Source organism: Paraclostridium dentum (assembly GCF_012922555.1).
Lineage (GTDB): Bacteria > Bacillota > Clostridia > Peptostreptococcales > Peptostreptococcaceae > Paraclostridium > Paraclostridium dentum.
On sequence record NZ_WIPK01000001.1, the window covers coordinates 1,111,629 to 1,137,215 of the forward strand.

General features: G+C 27.2%; 22 protein-coding genes and 1 other annotated feature. Of the genes, 1 reads left to right on the forward strand and 21 read right to left on the reverse strand.

Features of this window, described 5'->3' with window-relative positions; translation table 11 throughout:
• Positions 1-39 precede the first annotated feature (39 nt).
• The 18 genes from GFJ41_RS05345 to GFJ41_RS05430 all read right to left on the reverse strand — a co-directional run bounded on the left by GFJ41_RS05345 (position 40) and on the right by GFJ41_RS05430 (position 20,903).
• Positions 40-1,377, reverse strand: coding sequence for a sensor histidine kinase (locus tag GFJ41_RS05345; protein WP_170074794.1), 1,338 nt, complete (start codon positions 1,375-1,377; stop codon positions 40-42).
• Positions 1,371-2,081 carry a LytR/AlgR family response regulator transcription factor gene (locus GFJ41_RS05350; RefSeq protein WP_170074795.1) on the reverse strand — a complete coding sequence of 237 codons (711 nt, stop codon included), beginning with the start codon at positions 2,079-2,081 and terminating at the stop codon, positions 1,371-1,373. The genes GFJ41_RS05345 and GFJ41_RS05350 overlap by 7 nt, the downstream gene beginning before the upstream one ends.
• Positions 2,082-2,259: 178 nt before the next feature.
• A complete protein-coding gene (locus GFJ41_RS05355) occupies positions 2,260-3,069 on the reverse strand; it encodes a nitroreductase family protein (RefSeq protein WP_035116738.1) in 810 nt (269 codons plus the stop codon).
• A 146-nt stretch (positions 3,070-3,215) separates the two neighbouring features.
• Positions 3,216-3,674, reverse strand: a complete 459-nt coding sequence (locus GFJ41_RS05360) for a YdeI/OmpD-associated family protein (RefSeq protein ID WP_170074796.1) — start codon at positions 3,672-3,674, stop codon at positions 3,216-3,218.
• A 29-nt stretch (positions 3,675-3,703) separates the two neighbouring features.
• The gene (locus tag GFJ41_RS05365; RefSeq protein WP_035116740.1) at positions 3,704-4,081 is read right to left on the reverse strand and encodes a VOC family protein; all 378 of its coding nucleotides are present in this window, start codon (positions 4,079-4,081) and stop codon (positions 3,704-3,706) included.
• Positions 4,082-4,172: 91 nt separating this feature from the next.
• Positions 4,173-5,135: a glycerophosphodiester phosphodiesterase family protein gene (locus GFJ41_RS05370; protein WP_170074797.1), complete on the reverse strand. Its 963-nt coding sequence runs from the start codon at positions 5,133-5,135 to the stop codon at positions 4,173-4,175.
• Between the two features lie 40 nt (positions 5,136-5,175).
• A complete protein-coding gene (locus GFJ41_RS05375) occupies positions 5,176-6,693 on the reverse strand; it encodes a M56 family metallopeptidase (protein WP_170074798.1) in 1,518 nt (505 codons plus the stop codon).
• Positions 6,694-6,697: 4 nt separating this feature from the next.
• Positions 6,698-7,066 carry a BlaI/MecI/CopY family transcriptional regulator gene (locus GFJ41_RS05380; protein ID WP_035116745.1) on the reverse strand — a complete coding sequence of 123 codons (369 nt, stop codon included), beginning with the start codon at positions 7,064-7,066 and terminating at the stop codon, positions 6,698-6,700.
• A 134-nt stretch (positions 7,067-7,200) separates the two neighbouring features.
• Positions 7,201-8,520: an FAD-binding oxidoreductase gene (locus tag GFJ41_RS05385; protein WP_170074799.1), complete on the reverse strand. Its 1,320-nt coding sequence runs from the start codon at positions 8,518-8,520 to the stop codon at positions 7,201-7,203.
• 130 nt (positions 8,521-8,650) lie between these two features.
• Entirely contained in the window at positions 8,651-9,778 is a 1,128-nt protein-coding gene (locus GFJ41_RS05390; protein WP_170074800.1) for a M20 family metallopeptidase, read from the reverse strand.
• 156 nt (positions 9,779-9,934) lie between these two features.
• Positions 9,935-10,140 (reverse strand) — a binding site (T-box leader).
• Positions 10,141-10,235: 95 nt separating this feature from the next.
• The gene (locus GFJ41_RS05395; RefSeq protein ID WP_170074801.1) at positions 10,236-11,558 is read right to left on the reverse strand and encodes an FAD-dependent oxidoreductase; all 1,323 of its coding nucleotides are present in this window, start codon (positions 11,556-11,558) and stop codon (positions 10,236-10,238) included.
• Between the two features lie 174 nt (positions 11,559-11,732).
• Positions 11,733-12,074, reverse strand: coding sequence for a DUF3955 domain-containing protein (locus tag GFJ41_RS05400; RefSeq protein ID WP_170074802.1), 342 nt, complete (start codon positions 12,072-12,074; stop codon positions 11,733-11,735).
• Positions 12,075-12,326: 252 nt separating this feature from the next.
• The gene (locus tag GFJ41_RS05405; protein WP_170074803.1) at positions 12,327-13,703 is read right to left on the reverse strand and encodes an MATE family efflux transporter; all 1,377 of its coding nucleotides are present in this window, start codon (positions 13,701-13,703) and stop codon (positions 12,327-12,329) included.
• A gap of 76 nt (positions 13,704-13,779) precedes the next feature.
• A complete protein-coding gene (locus tag GFJ41_RS05410) occupies positions 13,780-14,223 on the reverse strand; it encodes a MarR family winged helix-turn-helix transcriptional regulator (RefSeq protein WP_025161900.1) in 444 nt (147 codons plus the stop codon).
• A 163-nt stretch (positions 14,224-14,386) separates the two neighbouring features.
• A complete protein-coding gene (locus GFJ41_RS05415; RefSeq protein WP_170074804.1) occupies positions 14,387-15,319 on the reverse strand; it encodes an alpha/beta hydrolase in 933 nt (310 codons plus the stop codon).
• A 75-nt stretch (positions 15,320-15,394) separates the two neighbouring features.
• Positions 15,395-17,638 (reverse strand): glycoside hydrolase family 3 C-terminal domain-containing protein, encoded by a 2,244-nt coding sequence (locus GFJ41_RS05420; RefSeq protein ID WP_170074805.1) that lies wholly within the window; start codon positions 17,636-17,638, stop codon positions 15,395-15,397.
• A 239-nt stretch (positions 17,639-17,877) separates the two neighbouring features.
• Positions 17,878-20,373 carry a GH39 family glycosyl hydrolase gene (locus GFJ41_RS05425; protein ID WP_170074806.1) on the reverse strand — a complete coding sequence of 832 codons (2,496 nt, stop codon included), beginning with the start codon at positions 20,371-20,373 and terminating at the stop codon, positions 17,878-17,880.
• 221 nt (positions 20,374-20,594) lie between these two features.
• Complete coding sequence (locus GFJ41_RS05430) at positions 20,595-20,903, reverse strand: hypothetical protein (RefSeq protein WP_170074807.1); 309 nt, start codon at positions 20,901-20,903, stop codon at positions 20,595-20,597.
• Between the two features lie 209 nt (positions 20,904-21,112).
• Between GFJ41_RS05430 and GFJ41_RS05435 the strand changes: the two genes are divergently transcribed.
• Positions 21,113-21,976: a YitT family protein gene (locus GFJ41_RS05435; protein ID WP_064497364.1), complete on the forward strand. Its 864-nt coding sequence runs from the start codon at positions 21,113-21,115 to the stop codon at positions 21,974-21,976.
• Positions 21,977-22,022: 46 nt separating this feature from the next.
• On the opposite strand, the gene GFJ41_RS05440 is transcribed toward GFJ41_RS05435, so the two are convergent.
• The 3 genes from GFJ41_RS05440 to GFJ41_RS05450 are packed head-to-tail and all read right to left on the reverse strand — an operon-like array spanning position 22,023 to position 25,584.
• Entirely contained in the window at positions 22,023-24,260 is a 2,238-nt protein-coding gene (locus GFJ41_RS05440) for an ABC transporter permease (protein ID WP_170074808.1), read from the reverse strand.
• Positions 24,260-24,958, reverse strand: coding sequence for an ABC transporter ATP-binding protein (locus GFJ41_RS05445; protein ID WP_170074809.1), 699 nt, complete (start codon positions 24,956-24,958; stop codon positions 24,260-24,262). The genes GFJ41_RS05440 and GFJ41_RS05445 overlap by 1 nt, the downstream gene beginning before the upstream one ends.
• Positions 24,958-25,584, reverse strand: a complete 627-nt coding sequence (locus tag GFJ41_RS05450) for a TetR/AcrR family transcriptional regulator (protein WP_170074810.1) — start codon at positions 25,582-25,584, stop codon at positions 24,958-24,960. Before GFJ41_RS05450 ends, GFJ41_RS05445 begins: the two co-directional genes overlap by 1 nt.
• Positions 25,585-25,587: the final 3 nt, after the last annotated feature.

Genomic DNA, 25,587 nt, shown 5'->3' on the forward strand with positions numbered 1-25,587 from the left:
GGACAACTGTCACGTTAATCAAATATTTTCATTAAATTTTTACTCGAATGGGATATGTATACTAGTTATAAATTTAAACTCACTATTCTTAATTTTTAATTCTCCATTATACTTTTTTATTGAAGATTTTATACTATCCAAACCTATTCCATGAAGAAATTTATCTTTTTTAGAAGTTAAAATCTTATTGTTTTTAATTATTACTTTATTTGTTTTGCTGTTTTCACATCTTACAACATAATAGCTCTTTATAAATGTGCCCTTTATAGTTATATATTTTTCTATATTATTATCATCAATTTTATTACATGCTTCTATTGCGTTATCGATTAAATTTGAAAATATACTACTTATGTCGATCATATCTATGAATTCACATTTACTAAAATCTATGCCTACATTAAAATCTATATTATTTTTTATACAGTCTTTACTTTTTTCATATAATATAATATCTAATAAAGCATTTCCTGTATTATAAATATTTTTATTATTTTTCACTTCATCTTCGATATTGTTAATATATTCATTTACGTCTTCACTACTATTTTTTAGTGATTTTATGTTTTCTATATGGTTATTCATATCATGATATACTTGTTTCATTTTTTCTTGTGATTCCTTAACCATTAAATAGTATTTATATTGCATATCTAGTTTTTCATTTACAAGTTCCAATTTTGCTTTTTCTTTTTCTGACTTTATTGAATTTGCAACAATAAATATTAATATTATATTTGTTATACCTAAGATATAAGGAAATACATACTCTATAAAACTAGATATCTTACTCATATATAAAATGTTATTATATTCAATGTTATTGTTTATTACTATTCTATATAAATCATTTGATGCTGAAATTAAAACATTTAAAATTACAAGTATAAATATATTAACTGTTATTGTTAGACTTATATATAATAAGTATTTGTTATAATTATATAGTTTTTGTATCTTATCAAGAAAATATATTCCTGTGAAAACAATCAAAAAATTTATTCCAAGATTCAATGCATATATATAATTACCTATATAACTAAACGTCATAAATAAAAACCAATAAATACTACATTCTATCAATATATATACTAAACTATATGTTAACGAATTAATAATAGACTTTTTTATATTAATATTATAAACACATTTGCAAATTAAAGTTAATATTAACACTGTGCTGATTAGAGGTTGTAATGATACAACTCCAAAAGGCATACCCATTACAACTGACCATATAGCTAGTAATAAGATTACTATAGATTTAAGATTAATTTTACAGTTATAAACATAACCTATTTTATTCATTAACATAAAAAAACAAAATATGAATATAAACATATTTACAGTACCTAAAGCTCTATGAATACCTAACATAAGTGCTCCTCTATCAACTCAAAGAATTTCTCTTTAGTTTCCTTAAATCTATATCTACTTACAGGTACTTCTTCACTAGTTTCAAGTATTGCAACATACTGTTTTATGGATTTTACATGATCTAAATTAACTAAAAAGCTCTTGTGACATCTAAAGAATCTACTACAATCTATATCCTTCTCAAAATTGCTCATTGTTCCCTTTGTTTTATAAGTTTTAGTTGAGGTATGTATAGTTATATTTTCTTTTTGAACTTCTATATAAGTTATTTCATTTATATCTAATTTAATTTGATTGCCATGTTCCTTTACTATAATATATTTATTTTTTATCTCTACTTCTTTAATACAGTTTATTATATTATCTTTTAAGTTTTCATATTTTACTGGCTTTACTAAATACCTATAAGCTCTTACCTCATATCCTTCTAGTGCATATTCGATTAAAGATGTAATAAATATAATTTCTACCTTATTGTCTAAAATCCTAATTTTTCTAGCTGTATCCATCCCATTAATTTCCCCTAATTGTATATCTAGTAAAACTATATCAAAATCTTTATAGTAATTTTCAAGTAGTTCTTCTCCTGAACTACATATATATAATTTATATTGTAATGAAATACTTTTAAATGTTTCATTAATATACCCTTCTAGTAACTCTTGTTGCTCTTTTTCATCTTCACAAATTGCTATCCTAATCATAATACCCCCTTATGTCTTATAGAAGATTTCAATTTATCTATATACGTACACTTTAGGATAACATTTTTAAATCATTTTTATCAATACTCAAGTATAAGTAGTGTTACTTAAGCGTAAAAAAACATACTGAATTCTATTCAGTATGTTTTTTCAATTCTATATAAGTAAATCTAAAGTTTTATATACTGCAATATCCTATGACTTCATAGTCCTCAGGTATATTATAATCTTTATCTATTTTATCTAAATTCCATTTTAAATCAAATAAAGTTGTATCTATTATTAATCCGAAATATAGCATAGCTATCCCAGCGTCTATACCTCTCTCGTAATTGCTAGTAAAATCATCTTTTTTAACTGCTAGTATAATTTTCCCTCCATCTATTATAAATCTCCATGGTTGTCTATTAAGAGTTGATGGTGCCATTCTAGCGTAACTAAATGCATCAAGAAGCCCTCTTTCTTCTAGCTCATCTATACTTGTATTTATTCCCCATTTATCCATATATACAATTTTTTCTACTCCTAATCTTTCTGATCCACTCTTATTTTTAATAGTTTTATCAATTCCATAACCTAACGCTATAATGGCAGTTACCTCTTTATTTGATGAAATATCTAATTTTTCTTTGATAATATCACTATCATTGAAAGTTACCCAACATGAGTCAATATCTAAATCCCTAGCTTTTAAGATTAATCTTTCTCCTATATATCCGCTATTTTCAATGTATCCCTGTTTAACATCTGATAGTATAACAGCGTAACTAGGAGCTTTTATCATATGTCCATTATATCCAGCTACATTTTTTAATTTTTCATAAGTTTCCCTTCTATCAAATATTTTTAATTCTATATTTACTTCAGGTAATAACCTTTTAGATTTTTTTATGTAACTTTCTATTTCATTAAAACATTCTGCTTCTATAGCTTTCTCTTTAAAATCTCTTACTGACTTTCCATCTAGTATAAGTTTTTTATAATTCATAAATAAGCCCCCTTTTAAATTAATTTTTATAAATATACCCATACTATTCCTATTGTAATTATTTTTTTATTTATACAACCCAAAATTAACTGAAAATAAAAAAGATACTGACTATATAGCAAGTATCTTTTCTTTTATTCGTTTGTCTATAATTTAATTTTTGACTCTAACTTTGAAATAGATTCTGTAATTCTTTTTTGTCTCGTTGTTTCTTTTTTTGCACCTGTTATCCATTGATAATATTTTCTTTTTGCTGAATAAGATAAACTATTGTAAAAATTCAAAGCTTCTTTATTTTTATCTAACTCAGCTTTAAAATCTGCAGGTATCCCGACTTCACGAATTTCTTCATCTTTTTCTACCTCAACAAACACAGTGTCTCCTGCATCTTTTCCAATTTCTTTTCTTATAGCTTTAGTGATACCTATCATGAAACAATCTTGTCCCATATTTACAATAGAACCTCTATAATCTACTCCATCAAATTTAACTTTTACCTTAACCCTTCTTGCTCCAAACTCTTTTTCTACATCAAATGGGATTTCAATAAAAGTGGCATCTTTATCTGGTATTTTTTTTATTATAGCTTCAAAATTATAACTCATATTATATCTCCAGTTTTTATATTATAATACTAATCTTCCCTAACTAAATAATTATTTCCATCTTGATCTCTAAAATTAAACATCTTTCCATATGGCATTATCATTAATTCACCTAACTCAACACCATTTGCCTTTAGTTCAGCATAAGTAGTCTCTATATCTTCAGTACTTAATATGATATTTGGATGAGATACATTTGCTTCTGGATTTTGATTTAGCATTAATTGTTTTTCATATATAACAAAAGAAGTAAACTCTTCTTTGTTAGGGCCAACTTCTAACCATTTCATATTCGGTCCCATTGGCTGTTCTAGTTTAACAATAAAGTTTATTTTTTTAGTCCAAAACTCCTTAGCTTCCTCTTGATTATTTACGTATATTGTTATTTTACCTATCTTATTTATCATTATTAGCCTCCTAAAATTATATATTGTAATTATGTCTATAATTTATAATATATAATATATATAATTATTTTTAAATATGTATTTGTACAATTTATTTTTTTGAAACTTTATCAATACGATTCGTCCAAACATACCCATTATATCCTTTAGGTATTTTTTCCAATGATTCTTTACTATCAAATCCTTCTGACCACTTTCCATTTCCTTCTACTATTACAACCCTTGTGTTTGAAGATTCCATTCTGTCTACAAATTTATTAGGCCAACCCCATAAAAATTTTGCATAGTTGAGAGGTATATGAATTTCCATATTGTGTAGTTCCTTTGGTACATAACCACTCCAGCCTAATAATTCATACTTAATTAATGCCTTTTTCAAAATACTTTTCGAAAGAACCCTTATATTTTCATTTTGTTCTTTTAAATATTGAATACCTTCATCATTATCATAAACCGTTATTTGAGATAAGCTTTCATATGGAATATCTTTTAAATATGTCCATAATATCTTTCCTGTTTCTAGGTCTCCACCCTTCATATGTATTAATAAATCTTTACCTTTAAAAGTTTCTAGTACTTCATTAAGTTCAGGCATTAAACCAATACCTTTACCCCTAAATGGATAAGTTTTCCCATTATCGGAAGTATACCCATACCCTACATCTAGCTTTTTAAGTTCCTTCATCGTATAATCTTTTACATACCCCTCTTTATCTGTTCTCATTGATAGGTCATAATCATGAAAAACAGCTAATTTACCATCCTTTGTTGCTTGTATATCAAGTTCCACTACATCTGCACCATATTCAAAAGCTACTTCCATTGATTTAATTGTATTTTCTAGATATTCATGCTCAGGCTCATAAATAATTTCTGCTGTATTCGTATCCCACTCTACTTTTGAAACATCAAAAGTTTGACCTAATCCTCTATGTGCTAATAGCTTATAATCTCCTGTCTTATTTGCAAATAAATTTGTGTTATTTGCCCATATTAACAATATCCATAAAGCTATAACTAATATTGCAATTTTTCTTTTTCTTAGTTTTTTCATTAATTATATATCTCCCTTATTTTTATAAAACATGTATTTTTTAAATTTTTTTAAGTATAATATTTGCTTTTTTCTCATTGCTATCTTTTTTATTTATTGGATCATACATAATAGGATTATCTATAATTGCCATAAGTTTTGCTGATTCTTCTTTTGTTAAATCAGATGGTTTTTTCTTAAAGTAATATAATGAAGCATTTTTTATACCAACAATGTCATTCCCATAATTTATGCAATTAAGATAAGCTTCCATAATTTCATTTTTGCTATAAACTTTATCCACTTTTATAGCTGTGAAAATTTCATTTCGCTTATTATCAAAAAAACTACTCTTTTCAACTTCACAAACATTCCTTACTAATTGTTGTGTTATAGTTGAACCACCTTGCTTAGGATTAGCAGAGTTCATGTTATTTATAGCTGCTCGAATTATAGAAGTAGCATCTATGCCATTATGATTTTTAAAGTCTTTATCTTGACTAACTACTGCAGCTTCAACAACATATGAAGAAATATCCTCCAGCTCAACCCAATTTTTTGTATTTTGTTGTTTTAATTCACTAAAATTAATTAGTTTTGTATTACTACTTGCATCAGTGGCAACAAAAATAGCTATAGTAATAAAAACAAAAATACACAATATCTTTATAACAAAATTTGATTTTTTATATCTTAAAATTCCTTTAATTCTTTTCTTTGTGTTACTTTCTCCAAATGCAAGAACAGATACATTAACCTTATTTTTAATTGCTAATGTTAATAAAGCTTGGGCATACTCTCTCCTAATATCCTTACTTGAAGACTTAATAACTTTTTCATCACATGATCTTTCCATATCTTTATGTAATAAAATAAGAGATAGCCATATAATTGGATTAAACCAATATATGCAAGTAATAAATAATGCTATTAGCTTTATAATATAATCACGTCTTCTAATATGTACCATTTCATGTCTTAATACATTTATTAATATTTTTTTATTTTTTTCTTCTAATAAATAATTTGGTATTATTATTTTAGGTTTAAATATTCCACATACAATTGGAGTATTTAAGTTGATAATTTTGTATATTTTTATTTTTTCTTTTTTAATTATTCCCTTTATTAACTCATCCTTTTCTAATTCATTACATACAATAGCTTCCTTAAACTTATTATAAGTATATATATAAGCACTAACAGATGCTATTATTAGTAAAACAGAAACCATAGCCCAAACTATTGCTAAATTTTCATAACTTATATTTTCACTATCTTTATCTTTCCTATATGTAGTTTCTTTAGTATCTTCAGTAGTATTATCACTATATTCTGAATTACTTATCTTGTAATCTACAGACTGTACTTTAGTTGTTATTGGATATAAATTAAATAAACTAATTTCACTTGAAAAAGATATCGGTATAATAAGTCTAAATAAAAGTATGCTCCATAAAAAGTAACTTACTAAACTTGGTAGCCTTCTATATATAACTATTCTTGTTAGTATTATTATGAAAGCTACAATAGTCGATGCAATACTCATATATATTATTGTGTTAAAAAGAGCTATCATCAGTCTATTCCTCGCTATCTATGTACTCATCTATCATAGATTTAAGTTCTTCGGCTTCTTCTTTTGAAATTTTTTCTTTATTTAAAAATGCTGATAAAAACATTTTTATAGAACCTTCATAGACTTTTCCAATTAACTCCTGACCTTTTGTTTCTTGAACTTCTTCTTTATTGACTATAAAAGAGACTACTGCATTTTCATTTTTTAAAATACCTCTTTGAGACAATCTTCTTATCACTGTATATGTAGTAGATTTTTTCCATCCTAAGTGCTCTTCTGATAGTTTTACAAGCTTTGTAGAATTTATAGGTGAATTATCCCATACTAAATTCATAAATTTCATCTCTGAATCTGATATTTTTATTAATTTCATTTTTTCCTCCCATATTGGTTTATTATTGTAGACCTTTTTTTAAAAGTTTACAACATTAAACCATTAATTACAAGTTTATAATTTATGTTTTTAGGTAATAAAAAAACATTGATAAATTTATCAATGTTTTTTTATTATTTTACTCCTTGAGGGTAGTAAAATATATTATGTGGATCATATTTCTCTTTTACATTTTTTAACCAAACAACATTATTACCAAAATAGCTATATAAATAATTAGATATATTGATATCGCAGTAGTTAAGATATCCAAATCCCGCATATGGAAGTAACTGATTTCTCAATCTATTTACCCATCTAATTGTATCATTTGCATACAGGCTATACTCAAGATCCCATTCTGCGTCTATTTGAATCAGTAATCTTGCATTTCTATGAGGAAAAGCACTAGGTAAATATTCATTTTTTTTAATTTGTCCTCCTAATAATAGAACTCCAATATCTATATTTGGCTGTATATTCGGTGCATTATCTAAATAGTCAAATATTATTTGGCAAGGCTCTTTTTCTAATGGCTTATATGCAAGTAATCCTGTAATTTTAAACCCTGTTGGTTTATATATACTCACTGGACGAGCCTGCACAGATTCAATAAAACTAATACGCTTTACTGTATAATTACTTTTACTAGGAACTTTCAACAAATATTTTAAAGCGTTTTCCATTTCTTTTTCTGTACTTCTTACCCCCACTCCATATAGACCAATGGTCTCTTTAGTCATAGAAAGCTTAATCGTATATCTATTATCTAAACTTTCTCCTACCTTTTGAAATGCTTGAATTACTTCATATCTTTTCTTTCTAGGCCACTGAGCTGTGATTACGGTTACGTTATCAACTGGATATACTTTAAAGGTAAGTGACACTACAACTCCAAAATTATTACTACCAGCTCCTCTTAATGCTGCAAATAAATCTTGATTTTGATATGAATTCGCAGTTATTATCCTCCCAAAAGCATCTACTATTTGAGCTTCTACTAAATTATCGCATACTAGCCCATATTCTCTTTGTAGGTATCCAACTCCTCCTCCTAATGTTATTCCGGTAACACCAATCGATGGACAACTTCCTCCAACAAATGCAAATCCATATTCAGTTACTCTAGAATGAAGTTGTTCTTGTGTATACCCTGAACCGATTTTTATATATCCTCTTTTAGTATCTATTTCAAAATCAAGCAAATTAGAAACATCTATAACAACAGCATCATCTGCAACAGAAAATGCTTCATAATTATGACCACCACTTCTACATCGTATATTGAATCCATTCCTTCTTGACCAATTTACTGCATTAACTACATCTGATATATCTCTAGGATATACAATTACCGCTGGATAGTAGCTAAAATAAAAGTTTGCAGTTCTTCGAACAATATTATATCTTTTATCATCTTTAGTTATAACTAGCCCTGTTAACTCATCTATCATGTTAACTTCCTCCAACTTTATTAATTATATATTAAAATAATACGTGCCATTGTTTAATATATGTTAATAATTTAGAGTGGTTCTAAAATACTTAGTAATTAAAATATTTTAATAAAAGATAATAGAATTGTTAGTCTAAATTTACCTTATTTATTAAAACATCATAACCTGTATATGCAAGTGCTAAAGTTCCTATAAGTAATCTTTCATGTGCAAAAGGTGTTATAGTAGCATCTGCCATGTTTACACTATGACCTGTTATATTACAATTAGATATTCCTATATAAGGATGTATTGTAGGTGTTTTATGGCTTACATTTCCTATATCACTTGAACCTGTATCTTTTGCTTCATAAATATTTTTTATTCCAAGAGTTCTTAAGTTTTTACTAAAAGCCTCTGACAAACTCTTATTAGTTTTTAAATTATCATTAGGTAATTCATATCTTGTCATCTCTAGTTTTGAACCCGTCATAAGCGCAGCTCCTTGTGCAATATTTTTTACTTTTACTAATACATCATCTAGTATTTCTTTTGTAGATGCTCTAAAGTAAAATTGAGCTACAGCTTTATCTGGAACAATATTTGCAGCTACGCCTCCATTAGTTATAATTCCATGTATTCTAACATCTGGAGTTACATGTTGTCGTAAAGCATCAATTCCATTAAATAACTGAATAACACTATTTAAAGCATTTATCCCCTCTTGTGGACAAGATGCTGCATGTGCAGTTTTTCCTGTATAAGTAAATTGTAATGGATAAAGCGCCATAGATATCCCACTTTCTATAGTTTTATCTGATGGATGAACCATCATTGCAACATCTAGTTCATCAAATACTCCCTGTTCTGCAAAAATAACTTTAGCTCCATTAGTTTCTTCAGCAGGAGTTCCATATACTATAATCTTACCACCAATCTCATTTAAAACTTTACTTAGAATAATACCTGCACCTGCTGACATTGCCCCTATCATGTTATGTCCACACCCATGCCCTATTTCTGGCAATGCATCATATTCACATAAATATCCTATAATTGGACCTTCTTTGTTACTATCATAGGTTGCTCTAAATGCAGTTTTTATACCTAAAAATTCTGTTTCTATTTCAAAGTTATGCTCTTGTAAAAAAGAAGTTAATTTTTCTACAGCCTTGTACTCCTCATTCCCAAGTTCTGGATTGTGATATATAAAATCACTAACTTCACATAGTTCTTTATGTATTTCTTTTCCTTTTTCAAATAATATAGACTTCATATCTTACCTCCTGTTTAATTTTATATTCAATAAAATAAAAAGCCTCTTAGCAATATGCTAAGAGGCGAATTTACGCGGTACCACTCTTATTGGTAAATTTATTAATATTAAAATAATAACAATCTTGATAATAAAAAAAGCCCCTTGGAATAAAATCCAAGAGGCGAACTATCTCCGCGTTACCACTCTTATTGGTAATAAACTTACCCACTCAATCTCTTAAGGCGAGCAACCTACTGCAATACTTAGTTTCCTGCAGTCTTCTCCAAAGTTCTTTTCACATAAACATCAATGTTTAGCTTCCACCATCCTAAACTCTCTATAAAATTAATTTACGCTACTCTCTTTTTCATCGAATTTTCATATTTTTCATTTATTTTATAGTATTGTGTTTGTAATGTCAATATTTTATTTACTTATAACTTTTATACTTCATACTTTTTTCACTAAATTAATATTATTTAATACTTTGTTTAAAATTAAATATATTATAAGGATCATACATTTGTTTTACTTCTTCAAGTCTATACTTATTTTTCCCATAATATTCACTCATGTAATTTTCAAGAGGATAGTAAGGGAAATTAATATAAGATCCTTCTGTAATACCATAAATAGTTTCAATATTAGATTTTATCCAATCTTTATTTATTTCTTTATAGCAATTATTTTTAAATACTGTATCTATAAGCAATATATAAAAACTATCCCTATAATAAAAAGCTGTATCAAATTTTTCTACTTCGCTTATCTTTCCACCTAACCCATATAAATTTAAACTAATTTCCTCACTACCTTCAGGTATTGGTTGATTGACTATTTCTACTAAACTTTCTAATGTACAATAATCATAAAATTGGTTAACAAACCTTCCATAATTTTCAAAATATTGATACTGAGGATATATAGAACCTAGCAACAACACAGCCTGCAAGAAAGATACATAGTTGTATGTTAGATTAAAACCTTTAATTTTAATAAATGGTTCTAATAGTCTATATAATTCATTTGGAGATCCATATAAAATACCTCTACAGTTTATATTTACTCCACTTCCGGGTGAATTATATATGCTTCCTCTCATATTGATTTCAGGTACAGCACTAGTAATAAAATTCTGCCAAATATCTAAAAATTTAATTTGAGTATTTTTACTTGGATTTTCTATATTAAATTCAAATTCAGTTACATTATCTACTTTTAACGGTAATTTAAAAGTCATAGAAATAACAACTCCAAAATTACCTCCTCCTCCTCCTTTACATGCCCAAAATAAATCTGAGTTAGTATGTTTATTTGCAGTTATTAACTCGCCTTTATAATTTACTAGTGTCAACTCCAATAAGCTATCACAAGTGAGTCCATATTTTCTACTTGAGTAACCCCATCCGCCTCCTAGTGCTAGTCCACTTATACATACTGTTGGACATGCGCCTCCTGGAAATGGATAACCTTTCCCACCTATAAATGTGTATAGTTGCCCTAATTGAATTCCATTTTGTACAGTGAAAGTATTTTTTTCATAATCCACTTTTATACTGTTTAAGTTACTTATATCTATAACAATTACACCATTGCCTACCGAAAATCCCTCGTAGTGATGTCCTCCGCCTCTTATTCGTATTTCTAATCTTTTTTCTACACTATAAACTACAGCCTTTTGAACATCCTCTATAGTTTTACAGTATATAATTTTCTCTGGATATTTATTTATAGCTCTGTTCCAAACTAGCCTAGCCTGACTATAATAGCTGTCTCCAGGAGTTATTATTTCTGCCATTTCAATCACCTAAAATATTTAGATTTGGATAATACATACAAGTATTACTCTTATATATATATGTTATCAATATATTTTTTGTGACTTTTTTCGACTTTTACTTATATCCATAAATAAAAACTTGTAGCTATAAAATTATTTTTTACTTAAAACAGTTTTATAGCTACTATTTTATTAACAAATCATATTTATAATTACCATAGATATTTCTTTCATATCTAAAGAATTAAAGTAGGAAAATACTAAAAATAAATAAGTAGCTGATAATACTAGAAGCGCTATGGATACTCCAAATGCTACTTTATCTATTTTTGTTGGATTGTGAAATAAAGCCCAAGTACTCATAATAAATGAAACGATAATAGATAATGAAATTAGTAAAAATCCAATTGGAATAAGACCAAATGGTTCTATTAGTGTACCGTCTGGAGCTATTTCAGATCCAATAATATTATAAGAAACAAAACATACAACGCCTAATATAAATGGAGTAATTGTAAATAAATATTTTTTCATAGTTTTATCACCCTTTTTTATAGTTTTTAAGTTTAATTCTTAACTAGTCAACGAATTCATATTAAAATTATAACAACCTATTTATTGTTTTTCAATATATTTTTATTGATTAATATATTATTTTTAATGTTGTACAATAAATCATTGTCGTTTTTATATAAAATTATAGCTAAATAAAAGAACCGCCTTTAAATCATACTCTAGGTATAATTTAAAAGGAGGTTCTTTTATTGTTGCAAGCGTTATTTATAATTAAAAGCGATTAATATGAATTGAATTTTTTATTGTATTTTCTCTTGATAACTTCTTTGATAAAATTATAAAATAAATTGTACATAATATAATTTGTACAACTGTGGACATTGGTGTAGCGAGACCTACTCTAAATAATGATACAGGTATTATTTTGCTCATAAGATATGATACAGGTATCCTTACTCCAAAAGCACCTATTATTCCTTGTATCATTACAAATGTTGTTTTTCCACATCCATTGAAATAACCTACCATACTAAACATAATTGCAGTTAAAAGACAATCTATTCCATACGCTTTCATATATTCCCATGCTGCTAAAACTACATCTTTATCCTTAGAAAACATGCCTGCAAGTATATTTCCATGGAAAAATGTAATATAAAACATTACAATACCACAGCATAACGAAGCCGAAATAGCGTAAATAAGAACTTTCTTTGCCCTATCATATTTTTTAGCTCCATAGTTTTGTGCAACAAACGCAGATACAGCTTGAGAAAAAGATGACGGTATTAACATTATAAATCCAACAAGCTTTTCTGCAACACCAATTCCTGCTGATGGAATTACTCCCATTGAATTTCCTATAATCATAATTACAAGAAAAGACATATGCACAAGTCCATCTTGGAGTGCTATTGGCGTTCCATATTTGATTATCTTTGAAGTTAAATTTTTATGAAACTTTATACTGTTCTTAGAAAACTCAAAAGGAAGTCCTCGCTTTCTAATAATAATTACCGATAATATAACACTAATTGCCTGAGCCATTATAGTCGCTAGAGCAGCACCCATAACCGCCATTTTAAATATTCCAACAAATATTAAATCCCCTATAATATTTGTCACACATGCAATCCCTACTGTGATAAGTGGAGTTTTCGAATCACCTAAACCTCTAAATACTCCTCCTATAATATTGTACGCAATTATAAAAACAGACCCCAAAGCGCAAATTTTTATATATACTGTCGTACTATCAAAGGCCTCTTTTGGGGTATGCATAAAAGTTGAAATAGGTGAAGCAAAAGTAACAGTTAAAATAGTTATAACTATAGCTATGATAGCAAAAATTGAAATACCACTTCCTACAACATCTCCAGCTTCTTTTGATTTACCTTCTCCAAGCTTTTGCCCTATAAGTATTGTGATACCCATAGTTAATCCTGTAATTATTACGGTTATAGTCATCATTACTTGACTACCAGTTGAAACTGCCGATACATCTGCTGCATTTCCAAATTGACCTACTATAAGCAAATCAACTGCACCATACATAGTTTGTAAAAATAATGCAAGCAGTATAGGTATAGTAAATTTTAATAAAGGAGAAAATATTTTTCCCTCCGTAAAATTAGATATTTTTGACATATATCATCCTCCGCTTTTTATGTTTTGTGCAAAACAATATTTATTTAAATATAACCGTTATTTAAAATTTAAACGGTTATTCTAGACTATTTCTTATTTTATTAAGTACATTTTGAAATACTTTTACTTCTTCTTCCGTTATATTTTCTGATAATTTATTTTCTATTAAATCAATTGCATCAGATATTTTTTCATAAATCTTTATAGACTTTTCTGTTAAAACTATTTTTTTTAATCGTCCATCTTCCTTAACAAGCATTCTTTCTATTAAACCACTTTTTTCCATATTGTTTAGCATTAAACTAATTGATGAACGTTTTAAGTCAAATACACTCTCTAAGTCCTTTTGAAATACGTCTTTATCCTTACCTTCATTACATATAAAATCTATTACATAAGCCTGTGATATGGTTAAATTATCATCAATTGCACTGATTACAGAAGCATCCATCTTTCTTGAAATTATGTGATTAATTTTACTAATATCAAGACCTAACTTAAGCTTTTCTTTATTTATCATATAAACACCTCAATATAAATTTGTTTTGTACAAAACAATATTAACTATTCTTACTCTTTATGTCAATAAAATATTATTAAATTTTTAAGTGATGTCTTATATTTTTTTAATATTTTAATTATATAAAAAGCCCATATCTTAAATCAAGATATGGGCTTTCTTTCTATCCTTTTATAAATTCTACAACTTCTTCTATTAATGCATCCGCTTGAGGACAGTTTCCTGTATTATCTATAAATGCATGTCTAGTATTTTTATATAAACTAAATTTCACTTCATTCCCTGCTTTTTCTAATTTTTCAGCATATTTTAATGAACTTTCATGTAAGAAATCTAAGTCTCCAACAACTATAAAAGCACTAGCTAAATTGCTTAAGTCATCACAATACATTGGTGAAACATACTTGTCTGTAGCCTTACTTTTTTTCTTTAAATACCATTCGAGAATTACTTCACTAAATATTTTTGCCATTTTATCGCTATTATCCACCTCCATAGATTGTAAATCTGTTGCTGGATAAAGTAATATCTGCTTAGATATGTTAAACTCTTTTCTATCTCTAGCCATTATAGAAATAACAGCCGAATAGTTTCCTCCTGCACTGTCTCCGGATACTATAACATTATCTGTATCTATATTTAATTCATCTTTATTTTCAATGGCCCATTTTACAGCCGCATAACAATCTTCTACACCTGTTGGGTATGGATTTTCTGGTGCTAACCCATAATCTACTGATATAATTAAAGTATCAGCCTTATCAGATATAGCCTTACAGTAATCATGAACTGCATCTATAGACCCCGCAAACCATCCTCCACCATGTATGAATATCATTACTGGTCTTTTTTTAGCTTCCTCAGGCCTATAAATTCTTATTCTAATATCATTTTTATATCCTTTGATATTTTTATCTTCAACTATTATAGGTCTAGTGCTTATATCTTTACTCAAACCACCCATCATTGATCTTAATTTTTTTACATTCGATTTCATCCATAACTTACCTACAAAAGTAGGCATTTTTATGTAATCCCCGGCAAATCCTTCATTCTCAATTTCTATAAAGTCAAAATTTTTTTCAGTATATTTCACAAGTATACGCTCCTTATTTGAATTTCTACTTACAGTTAATTTGCTCTTTAGTAAACTAATTTTTCGATTATAATTTTAACTATTTATACTTTCAATTATTCTGTCTACCAGCTGTTGCCCACCATCAGGATTAAAAGTAGCTAAAGCTCTAAGTGGCATGAACTTCATCATTTCTTCAAACATATTGCCTTCCCCTAGACCACTTGTATCTCCTCCAAAACTTTGTATCATTGCATTCATTATCTGTTGAACTTCAGGAATATGTGATATGTCTCCTAAAGCAGTATTTTTAGTAACAATAGTTTTAATAGGTGAAGTAGTATTTACTGTTATTACTTCTTTTAAAACTATTTCTCTTGAAGATTTTCCTATTAAAATTTCAAATTCTCCACTTTCTACATGCCAATCACCTAAATCAACATTATAGTATGCGAAACTTCTCTTATTTAATATAAATGTAACTTCTTTTTCTTCTCCTGGCTCTAGCCCTATTTTTTCAAATCCTTTTAACTCTTTTTCTGGTCTTGTTACACTGCTTTCCTTATCTCTTATATATAACTGTACTATTTCTTTTCCAAACACATCCCCTATATTTTTTATCTTTACACTTACAGTCAATTTTTCAGTGTCATCTATTTCATTTTTACTTATTTTTAAATTACTATACTCAAAGTTTGTGTAGCTTAGCCCATATCCAAATGGGAATAATACGTCCACTGCTTTTTTATCGTAATATCTATATCCTACAAATATTCCTTCTTTGTATTCTACTTTATCTACTTCCCCTGGAAAATTTAAATAAGATGGGTTATCAGATAATTTAAGTGGAAATGTTTCTGCTAACTTACCACTTGGATTAACTTCACCATACAATAGATCACATATAGCTTTACCACTAGCTTGCCCTGTTAAATAGGCTTCAAGTATTGCTTTTGCATCACTTACAAAAGGCATTTCTATTGGAGATCCATTACTCAAAATTACTACTATGTTTTCATTTACAGATTTTAATGTTTTTACTAAGTCATATTGATTTTTAGGTATATTTAAATGTGTTCTATCAAACCCCTCCGACTCATATCTTTCTGGAAGACCAATAAACAAAATAACTTTATCAGCTTCTATAGCCAATTTTTTAGCTTCTTCTACCAACTCGTCAATAGTATCATCTATGTTTAAATCATATCCTCTAGAATATCTTGCATTTTCAGATCCTACGAAGTTTACTATTTCTTCATATGTATTGTCCACTTTAGTTGGATTTATATGAGAACTTCCTCCCCCTTGGTATCTAATCTTAGTTGCAAGCTCACCTATAACCGCTATCTTTTCTTCTTTTTTAAGAGGAAGTATTTTTTCTTCATTCTTAAGAAGCACCATGCATTCTCCAGCTATTTTTCTAGCTAATTTATGATGTTTTTCTTTGCTGTATACAACATTTTCTCTTTTATTTTCTACTGCTTTAAATATTATATTTAATATTCTTTCTACTGCTTTGTCTAAAACGCCTTTACTTAATCTATTGCTCTTAACTGCTTCAACTATTAAATTATCTCCCATACCTCCGTCAGCTGGCATTTGAAGTTCTAGCCCTGAAGATAAACCTTTATCTCTATAATTTACTGCACCCCAGTCAGACACAGCGAATCCTTCAAATCCCCACTCATTTCTTAATATTTCTGTAAGTAATTTATAGTTTTCAGAGCAATATTCGCCATTTAACTTATTATATGCACACATTATAGTCCATGGCTGAGCTTCTTTTATAGCAGTTTCAAAACTTGCTAAGTATATTTCTCTTAAAGTCCTTTCATCAACTATTGTATCTATAGTCATCCTTCTATGCTCTTGGTTATTAGCTGCAAAGTGTTTTAAAGATGTCCCAATACCCTGACTTTGTGTTCCTTGTATTTGATTTTTAGCCATTTCACTGCTTAAATATGGATCCTCTGAATAATATTCAAAGTTTCTACCACATAAAGGCGATCTTTTTATATTCGCTCCTGGCCCTAATACTATTGATACATTCTCAGATTGACATTCTTCTCCTATGGCCATTCCAAGCTCTTTTACTAAATCTCTATCAAATGAACAAGCAAGTGCTGATGCGGTTGGAAAGCAAGTAGCCTCTACACTTTCATTTATACCTAGATGATCAGCTCCTGCTGATTGTTTTCTTAAACCATGAGGTCCATCGGTCATCATTATTGATGGTATGTTTAGTCTCTCTATCGGCTTAGTATTCCAGAAATTTAAACCTGAGCATAATGATGCTTTCTCTTCTAAGCTCATTTGGTTTATTAGTTCTTTAATGTTCATTTCTAAATTCCCCTTATTATTTTTAATTTTATTTTTTAACTATCATAAAAACCTTATGTAGTTTTATAATATTCCTTATTTATAATTTTATATTTTTAAAAAATAAATTTCGATTTAATTTTTAATTAATTTCAGGTCAAATCTTAACTTATTTTTATAAAAAACAGCTCAAGGAAAGTATTTTCCATTAAAAAATCACTGCAAATAGATTAAATTTTAACTCTTCGCAGTGATTTATATTAATATTTTGGTTTTATAGTATAAAATTTGACTTCATGTGGTTCTAAGTTATCATTTATAATATAGTTATTATTTATATATTTATTGTACTTCTTTATTTCTATAATTGAGTTATTATTTATATAATCTACATCCTCTTCATCCAAGTACTTAGGACTTCCCATATTAATCCACGTATCAAAAGACGATCCATGTTCTTTGCTAATCTTATACTCTTTAAATAAATACTCTCCAGATTCAATATTTTTAAGACTCAATCCAATACCTTTTTCTATATTATTAAACACATTATACCTATCTATTTTACTTATTTGAGAAATATCTCCTCCAGAATAAATATTATCAAAGTGACAATAGTTATAAATCATAATTTGATAAGTATCATATTTTTTTGTAACAATATACCCATCACCAATACCTATTAATTCATTACCTAACTTATTTAAAAGTTCATAGGCATAAAAAGCAGATTTTTTAATTCCATTGTTTGCTATAAGCCCTAAACCGCCATGGAATACATCTTCATCTATTCTAAACTCTTCTAATAAATCAGTAGCCGCCCAATATCCAAATCCATCTAATTCATCTAAATTTTCAATAATATTTTTGGTAATGTAACTAGCCTTGTATAAAGTATCATTAGTAAAATCTCTATGTGATGGGGTTGAATTCCATTCTGTCATATATATACTAATTTTTTCTAACTCGAGCTTTTTCAACGTATCCTTAATTTTATTTATTAAGAGTTTAAGATAATTTTCATTTTTATTAATACATATTTTAACTTCATTACCTAATAAATAATCAGTTATGCCTTCATCTAAATAATCTATCGGATAACTATGAAAAGTTATAAAATCTGGTCTGCAATTATTTTCTATACAATAATCTAAATGTTTTTCCAACCAGTTATTGTTTAAAATATTGTATCCTAATATAGAAGGTCCTCCTACTTTAAATTTGCTATTTACAGACTTTATAGTATTGTACGTCTCTTTAAAAAACGCATCATAGTAACCTTCTTTATCAAATCCAAAAACTAAATCTATATCAGGCTCATTCCAAACCTCAAAATACCAAGAACTAACTTCCTCAAATCCATATTTATTTACACAATGTCTAATAAACTTTTCAACTAATAAATTCCATAGCTTAATATCTTTAGGCTCACTAATAACACTTTTTGTGTAAAAAATTGACTTGTTTGTATTAAGCGCAAGTTTGGATGGCATAAATCCAAGTTCTACAAAAGGCTTTAAATTTATACTCAATAGAAAATCAAAAAGCTTATCTATATATGTAAAGTTAAAACTAGGATTATTATTTTTTTCATCATAAACCATCATACTATCATCGAAGATTCCATGAAATCTAATATATTTAAATCCAAGCTTACTTTGAATCTCTCTTAGATGCTCTTGTACATCTTTCATCAAACCTTCTTTAGCCTTTCCTATTGTAATTAAATTTTTCCATGTATTGTTTATACTTTTAATTGTTTTGCTTACATCAACATCTACAACATTTTCAACCTTATCTATTATTTCTAAACCTTTTGCATCTTCTTGAACCTTTAAATATTTAAAAATAAAATCTATTTGCCTATTTGTATTAAACTCTAAATAATTAATACCTCTATCTGTCTTGCTATTTTTTATTTCATTTATATTACAAAATTTTTTCCTATAGTTGCTAGGTGTTTCTTTGTATATATTCTTAAATAAACTTGTAAATGATTTTACATTTGCAAAACCATTATTTAAAGCTATATCAGTAATGTTATAGTCGGTATTAACTAAATCTTTCATTGCATGTTCTAGCCTTATAGAATTAAGATATGTTAGAAAATTTACTCCCATGTGTTTTTCAAAAAATTTACTAAAATATTGAGGCGATAAGTACTCCATTCTAGATATACTATTTAGAGTTATATCTTCTTTATAGTTTTTTTGTATATGTGAAATTACTCTATTCAACCTATCTATATGTTTATAATTTTTATTTTCTGTTTTTGTTTTTGTACTATTCTTAAATCTGTTTATTAGTATGTATACTAACTCATTTAGCAATGAGTTTATTTTTATGTTATACCCGTTGCTTTGTTTTAAATAGTTATATGTTATTTCTGATAGTATTTTTCTAATTAATATAAATCTTTTATCATCTTTAGTATATTCAAATGATTTACAGTTGAAGTTTATTTTATCAATATCTTTATATAAATCATTAAATGATGATAGATCTATTTGAATTGCTATTACTATATTATTTTTTTCAGACTTTATTGAATGTATTTCTTTTGAGTTTATTATTATTAAATCATCTTCTTGTAGATTATACTTTTTCCCATCAACTAATAAATCTACTTCCCCATTTGCCACTAATAATATTTCTATGCTTTCATGCCAGTGACTTTGAACAATATCTACTTCATGAATAAATATATTTACTGGTAATGATTCATTAAACTTTATAGTTTCGTATATATACCTCATTTTTTACCTCACTACTTATATTATATAAATTTTATATTATATCCATTTGTTTAATTTAATCTTACCATATTACTATTTATTTTTATAACCAAAATACTACGTTAGTTGATATAGTATTATAAATCTAGTTAATAAAAACCGTATAAAAAAAGGCAGATTTCTCTGCCTTTTGCATTAAATTTGATATTTTCAATACCTTTATTTATCTATTTGTTTTTAACTTAAAAATATCCTTTTTCAATACCTTCTTTATATTGTTTTTCTCGATACTCCCTATTATAAGCTTTATCTTTAAATTCATTAACTTTACTGATATCAAAGAAACTTTCCTTAAGCTCTCTTCCTCCTGTTATGGTTATAATAAAACAACTTTCAACTTCATTGGAGTCTGATAACTCTACACAATAATGCTTAAGTTCATCTTTAATAGCACTCATATACTCGCTTACTCTCGGTATATAATATTTAAAATTATGATCATCTAAAAATTCTACGAGTTCCTCTCGAGTATTAAAACTATAGTTCTTCATATGTATCTCCTTTTTAAAATTATGTTTATATATTTATTATCTCTTCTTTTTTTATAATTATTAAATATTCCACATTTAATTATCATATGCGTATATATTTTTATCTATATTAACATTTTATACAAGATTTCATGATATACTTAAATATGTGGAAATTGTTGTAAAACTAATCAAAACGTTTCTAAGTTTAAAAAGGATGGTGATGGGAATTGATTTTAAAAGATAAGAAATACAAGTATCTTTTTGAACTTATAATTTTGGCATTAGGATGTTTTATAATGTCTGTCGGACTTAATATGTTCTTAGAGCCATATATGATAGCGTCAGGGGGACTTACAGGTCTTGCAATAGTCCTTAAAAATATTTTTAATACTCCTTTGTGGCTTATAAACTTAGTTTTTAATATACCTCTGTTTATATTCGGAGTTAAGATTCTTGGTAAAAAAGATGCTATAAAGACTTTAATAGGAATTTTATTGCTTACATTTTTCTTAAAGGTTACAGAACCACTAACTTCAGCTTTTCAAACTAATGATATATTATTATCATCAATTGCAGGTGGTATAGTTGTTGGTATAAGTCTTGGAATGTTATTTAGAATAGATGCATCTACTGGCGGAACAGAACTTGCTTGTCTTATTTTAAATAAGGTTTTTCCATTTATATCTATTTCCGTGTTCATGTTTATAATAGATGGCTTAGTAATAATTTTAGCAGGGCTTGTTTCAAAAAATATTCAAATAGCTCTATATGCTATAATATCTTTATATATTTCAGTCAAGATTTGTGACACCATTGTTGAAGGATTTGATTTTTCTAAATCTTTTATAATTATAACTGATAATCCAGATGAGATTTCTGATTCAATCATGAAAAATTTAGAAAGAGGAGTTACTTTTTTAGAAGGTCGTGGAGGATATTCAAAACAAAAGAAAGATGTTTTATTAGTTGTAGTTTCTCGACGTGAAGAAGTTATTTTACGAAAACTTGTTAATGAAATTGATCCTTTAGCCTTTGTTATAATAAATAATGCTTATGAAGTACTTGGAGAAGGTTTTACTAGAAAAGTTTAGTATAAGATACTAAAGCCATGAAGATATTAATCTTCATGGCTTTTTATTAATCTTTTTGTGTTTTTAAAGCTTCACTTAAAGCTATTTTTTCAATTTTTCTTGAACATATAGATTTTGATATCTCAAAGGTAAGAGCTATTATAACAAAACCTATAAGTATATAAGTTAAATTAATTTTAGCCTCTAGAACTATATCTAGCTCCTCAAATATTTTAAATATTAAATTTATTATAATATATCCAATAGGGACCCCTACAATATATCCAATTATTACATAAATCCTTGACCCATTTAACATCATTGAGTTTATTTCTTTTTTCTTATACCCAAAGACCTTCATAAGGGCTATATGATTTTTATTTTCTTCTATACTTGTAGACGCTATTATATATACTATAATTATACCTATAATAAAGGCTACAACTGCGATTCCATATATAAATGCTTCCATTAAATCCATATAATCTGCTAGCATATCTTTCATATTACTAGGAGTATTTACCATATACACTGAATCTTTGTCTAATTTAATAGGTGTTTTCGAAATAATGGCACTATGATCTCCTTTTTTAAGCCCCATCATTTTATTGAAGCTATCTATTGAAGTAAATACATAGTCGCCTGAATTTGTTTTAGCAATATCAGTAATTTTTATAGAATATTTTTTGTCATCAAGTATATTTATAAAAGATAGTTTATCCCCAATATCTAATTTATATTTTTTTGCCATTTTAGAAGAAATAATAAATTTATTATCATTAATTTTTATTTCTTTTCCATGTTTATCTTTTAAACTTACCATTTGTGAGTTTTTACTTACTCCTAATAACTCAAATTTATCTTTTAGAGTACTATCGATTGCAAATCTAATTCCCGATATCTCCTCTGAACCTACAGGAGGCTTATCTGTTGTAGGTTGTTTTAATATATATTCATAGTTGTAGCTAAACACATCATTACTATCTTGGTTAATTGCATAATCCATTGAACACTTAGCAATAAATCCATACATCAAAAACACCGTAGCTATAGCAACTCCAGTTACCAAAAATACTAATCTAGGTATTGAGCGTAATTGTTCTCTTATAGCAAACTTTGTCTTAAATTTGAATTTACTTAAGTTAATTTTTCTTTCAATTCTATTTACTTTTTTACGCTTAATTTCATTGTTCATTAATAATACTGGTGATGATTTCAATATCTTATTGATAGATATGTAACTTCCTACAACAGTAAACAATACGCATAAAATTATTCCTAATATGAAATATATAGGGCTATACGATAATTTTTCAACTGGAATTGGGAAAAATTTAAGAAATAAGTCGAATATATATTTTTGTACTATAAGTCCAATTGTACCTCCAATTACTCCACCAGTTAACGAAAGTATTATAGGGTAGTTTAGATAGTGCCTCATTATTTCTTTTTTTCTATACCCCAATGCATATAATGTGCCAATACCTGACATTTCATTTTTTATCATTCTTCCTAAAACAATGCTTATTAATACAACTGTTATAAGTAAAATTATTGTAGGTAATACAATTGAGTATGTACTTATGGCAATAACTTCTATATCTAATACTGATATCTTTAAGTTATTTTTAGCATATACCCAGTCAAGTATATTTACGCCATTTTCATTTAAGTAACTTTTTAAATCTTTTGATTTGTTATATATGTTTTTATTTTCATTGTTGTATTTTACTGAATATAGATATGTACCATTTTCAATATCTTCCTCATTTATTATTCCTATACCAAATTTTTTGGGGTTATTTATAATATCGCCTTCTTTTTCGAGAATATAAGCGTAGTTTGGTATACCCATAAATCCTGAAATTTTATAATAAAAATCTCCTATTCGATAATTATCCCCAATTTTTAATTTATTTGATTTAGCAAACTGAGGATCTAAGGCTATTTCTCCAACCTTTGGCATAGAACCTTCTAAAACTGCAGTAATATTTACTTTTTCATTTGGAGTGAATAATCTTAATGTTTTCCCATTTTCTTTATACTCTTTTACAATTGTTTCATCCATTTTTAAATTAAACTTATCTTCCAACTTGTTTATATCATTAATTTGGTTTAAAGTATAAAATTCTAAGTCTTCTTGAACATTTTTTGTTACATATTCATCTTTATTATATCTTAAGTTTTGAGCTGTAAGGTTCAGTGCAACAAATAAAAAAACCGATAATATTAACATATACAGCATGCCTAAGTATTTTCCCATATTTTCTTTCATTACGCGTAATATGCTTTTATTTAGCTTCATTACCACTGAACCTCCCTCGCATCAGCAGGGTTGTTGTTAGTAATATAATCTGTAACCTCACCGCTTCTAAATTTGTATATTTTATTTGCCATAGCACTTATTGAAGCGTTGTGTGTGATTATTAAAATTGTAGTATTGAATTTTCTATTTATATCTTGTATAAGAGAAAGTACATCTATTGCAGACTTATAATCTAGTGCACCTGTTAGTTCATCACAAAATAATATTGCTGGATTTTTTATTATAGCTCTAGCAATTGCAACACGTTGTTGCTCTCCACCAGATAGTTCTTTTGGAAATCTATTTTTTTTATTAATTAATCCTACTGCATCTAGCACTTCATTAATATCAAGAGGTGATTTACTTATATTTTCTATTATTTCTATATTTTCTAATACTGTTAAATGAGGCATTAGATTGTATGATTGAAATATAAATCCTGTTTTTTCACGTCTATATTCTACTAGTTCATCATCTGATAGTTTAGTAATATCAATACCATCTACAATTGCCTCCCCAATATCTGATCTATCTAATCCTCCAAGAATATTCATTAAAGTAGATTTTCCACTTCCCGATGGCCCTAAGATTACTCCTATATCTCCTTTTTCAAGTGATATATTTGTATTTTTTAATGCTATAGTCTCGACATCCTCTGTTTTGTATGACTTACATAAATTACTAGTTTTAATAAACATTAGTTTTCTCCCTTATAATATAATTTTTTATAAAAATTTATATAGCCTTCTACTTCTTCAAATAATGTTTTTAAATCTTCTTCATAGTTTTCATATGACAATTTATCCATCCACTTCATTGATAATCCATCAAATGTAAGTTCAATGGCCTTTACTGCCATATCAATATCAATATCTTCTCTAAATTTTGTTTTATCATAATCACCTATAAAACTTAATACTATTTGGTTTCTATTTTTAAGCATATCTTCTAACCATTTTTGTGCTACTGGTGAATCATCTGTGTACAATGTTTGAAAAAATTTAAAAATATATGGATTTTTTTTAAGTATTTTAAACTTAATATGTGCAGCCTGTTTATATATTTCAAAAAAATCAGTTTCATTATTTTCTTTTTGTTTAAATGCTTCATCTTTAATTATATCTATTTGATAATTGCAAATATATAAGTATAATCTTTCTTTATTTTTAAAGTATTGAAATATTGAACCTTTTGAAATTTCTGCTTTTAATACTATTTTATCTACTGTTGCACGTCTATATCCTTTATTGGCAAACTCTTCTATTGCTGAATTTATTATCCTAAGCCTTTTTTCCTCACCTAGATTTTCAAATGTCTTATTCAATAT

What these genes read in the sequence shown, in the direction of transcription:
- GFJ41_RS05430 (WP_170074807.1), bottom strand. Translation starts at nt 20,903, where the DNA reads ATGAAGAACTATAGTTTTAATACTCGAGAGGAACTCGTAGAATTTTTA.
- GFJ41_RS05345 (WP_170074794.1), bottom strand. Translation starts at nt 1,377, where the DNA reads ATGTTAGGTATTCATAGAGCTTTAGGTACTGTAAATATGTTTATATTC.
- GFJ41_RS05425 (WP_170074806.1), bottom strand. Translation starts at nt 20,373, where the DNA reads ATGAGGTATATATACGAAACTATAAAGTTTAATGAATCATTACCAGTA.
- GFJ41_RS05440 (WP_170074808.1), bottom strand. Translation starts at nt 24,260, where the DNA reads ATGAAGCTAAATAAAAGCATATTACGCGTAATGAAAGAAAATATGGGA.
- GFJ41_RS05405 (WP_170074803.1), bottom strand. Translation starts at nt 13,703, where the DNA reads ATGTCAAAAATATCTAATTTTACGGAGGGAAAAATATTTTCTCCTTTA.
- GFJ41_RS05385 (WP_170074799.1), bottom strand. Translation starts at nt 8,520, where the DNA reads ATGATAGATGAGTTAACAGGGCTAGTTATAACTAAAGATGATAAAAGA.
- GFJ41_RS05445 (WP_170074809.1), bottom strand. Translation starts at nt 24,958, where the DNA reads ATGTTTATTAAAACTAGTAATTTATGTAAGTCATACAAAACAGAGGAT.
- GFJ41_RS05395 (WP_170074801.1), bottom strand. Translation starts at nt 11,558, where the DNA reads ATGGCAGAAATAATAACTCCTGGAGACAGCTATTATAGTCAGGCTAGG.
- GFJ41_RS05375 (WP_170074798.1), bottom strand. Translation starts at nt 6,693, where the DNA reads ATGATAGCTCTTTTTAACACAATAATATATATGAGTATTGCATCGACT.
- GFJ41_RS05420 (WP_170074805.1), bottom strand. Translation starts at nt 17,638, where the DNA reads ATGAACATTAAAGAACTAATAAACCAAATGAGCTTAGAAGAGAAAGCA.
- GFJ41_RS05350 (WP_170074795.1), bottom strand. Translation starts at nt 2,081, where the DNA reads ATGATTAGGATAGCAATTTGTGAAGATGAAAAAGAGCAACAAGAGTTA.
- GFJ41_RS05380 (WP_035116745.1), bottom strand. Translation starts at nt 7,066, where the DNA reads ATGAAATTAATAAAAATATCAGATTCAGAGATGAAATTTATGAATTTA.
- GFJ41_RS05390 (WP_170074800.1), bottom strand. Translation starts at nt 9,778, where the DNA reads ATGAAGTCTATATTATTTGAAAAAGGAAAAGAAATACATAAAGAACTA.
- GFJ41_RS05370 (WP_170074797.1), bottom strand. Translation starts at nt 5,135, where the DNA reads ATGAAAAAACTAAGAAAAAGAAAAATTGCAATATTAGTTATAGCTTTA.
- GFJ41_RS05365 (WP_035116740.1), bottom strand. Translation starts at nt 4,081, where the DNA reads ATGATAAATAAGATAGGTAAAATAACAATATACGTAAATAATCAAGAG.
- GFJ41_RS05355 (WP_035116738.1), bottom strand. Translation starts at nt 3,069, where the DNA reads ATGAATTATAAAAAACTTATACTAGATGGAAAGTCAGTAAGAGATTTT.
- GFJ41_RS05410 (WP_025161900.1), bottom strand. Translation starts at nt 14,223, where the DNA reads ATGATAAATAAAGAAAAGCTTAAGTTAGGTCTTGATATTAGTAAAATT.
- GFJ41_RS05400 (WP_170074802.1), bottom strand. Translation starts at nt 12,074, where the DNA reads ATGAAAAAATATTTATTTACAATTACTCCATTTATATTAGGCGTTGTA.
- GFJ41_RS05360 (WP_170074796.1), bottom strand. Translation starts at nt 3,674, where the DNA reads ATGAGTTATAATTTTGAAGCTATAATAAAAAAAATACCAGATAAAGAT.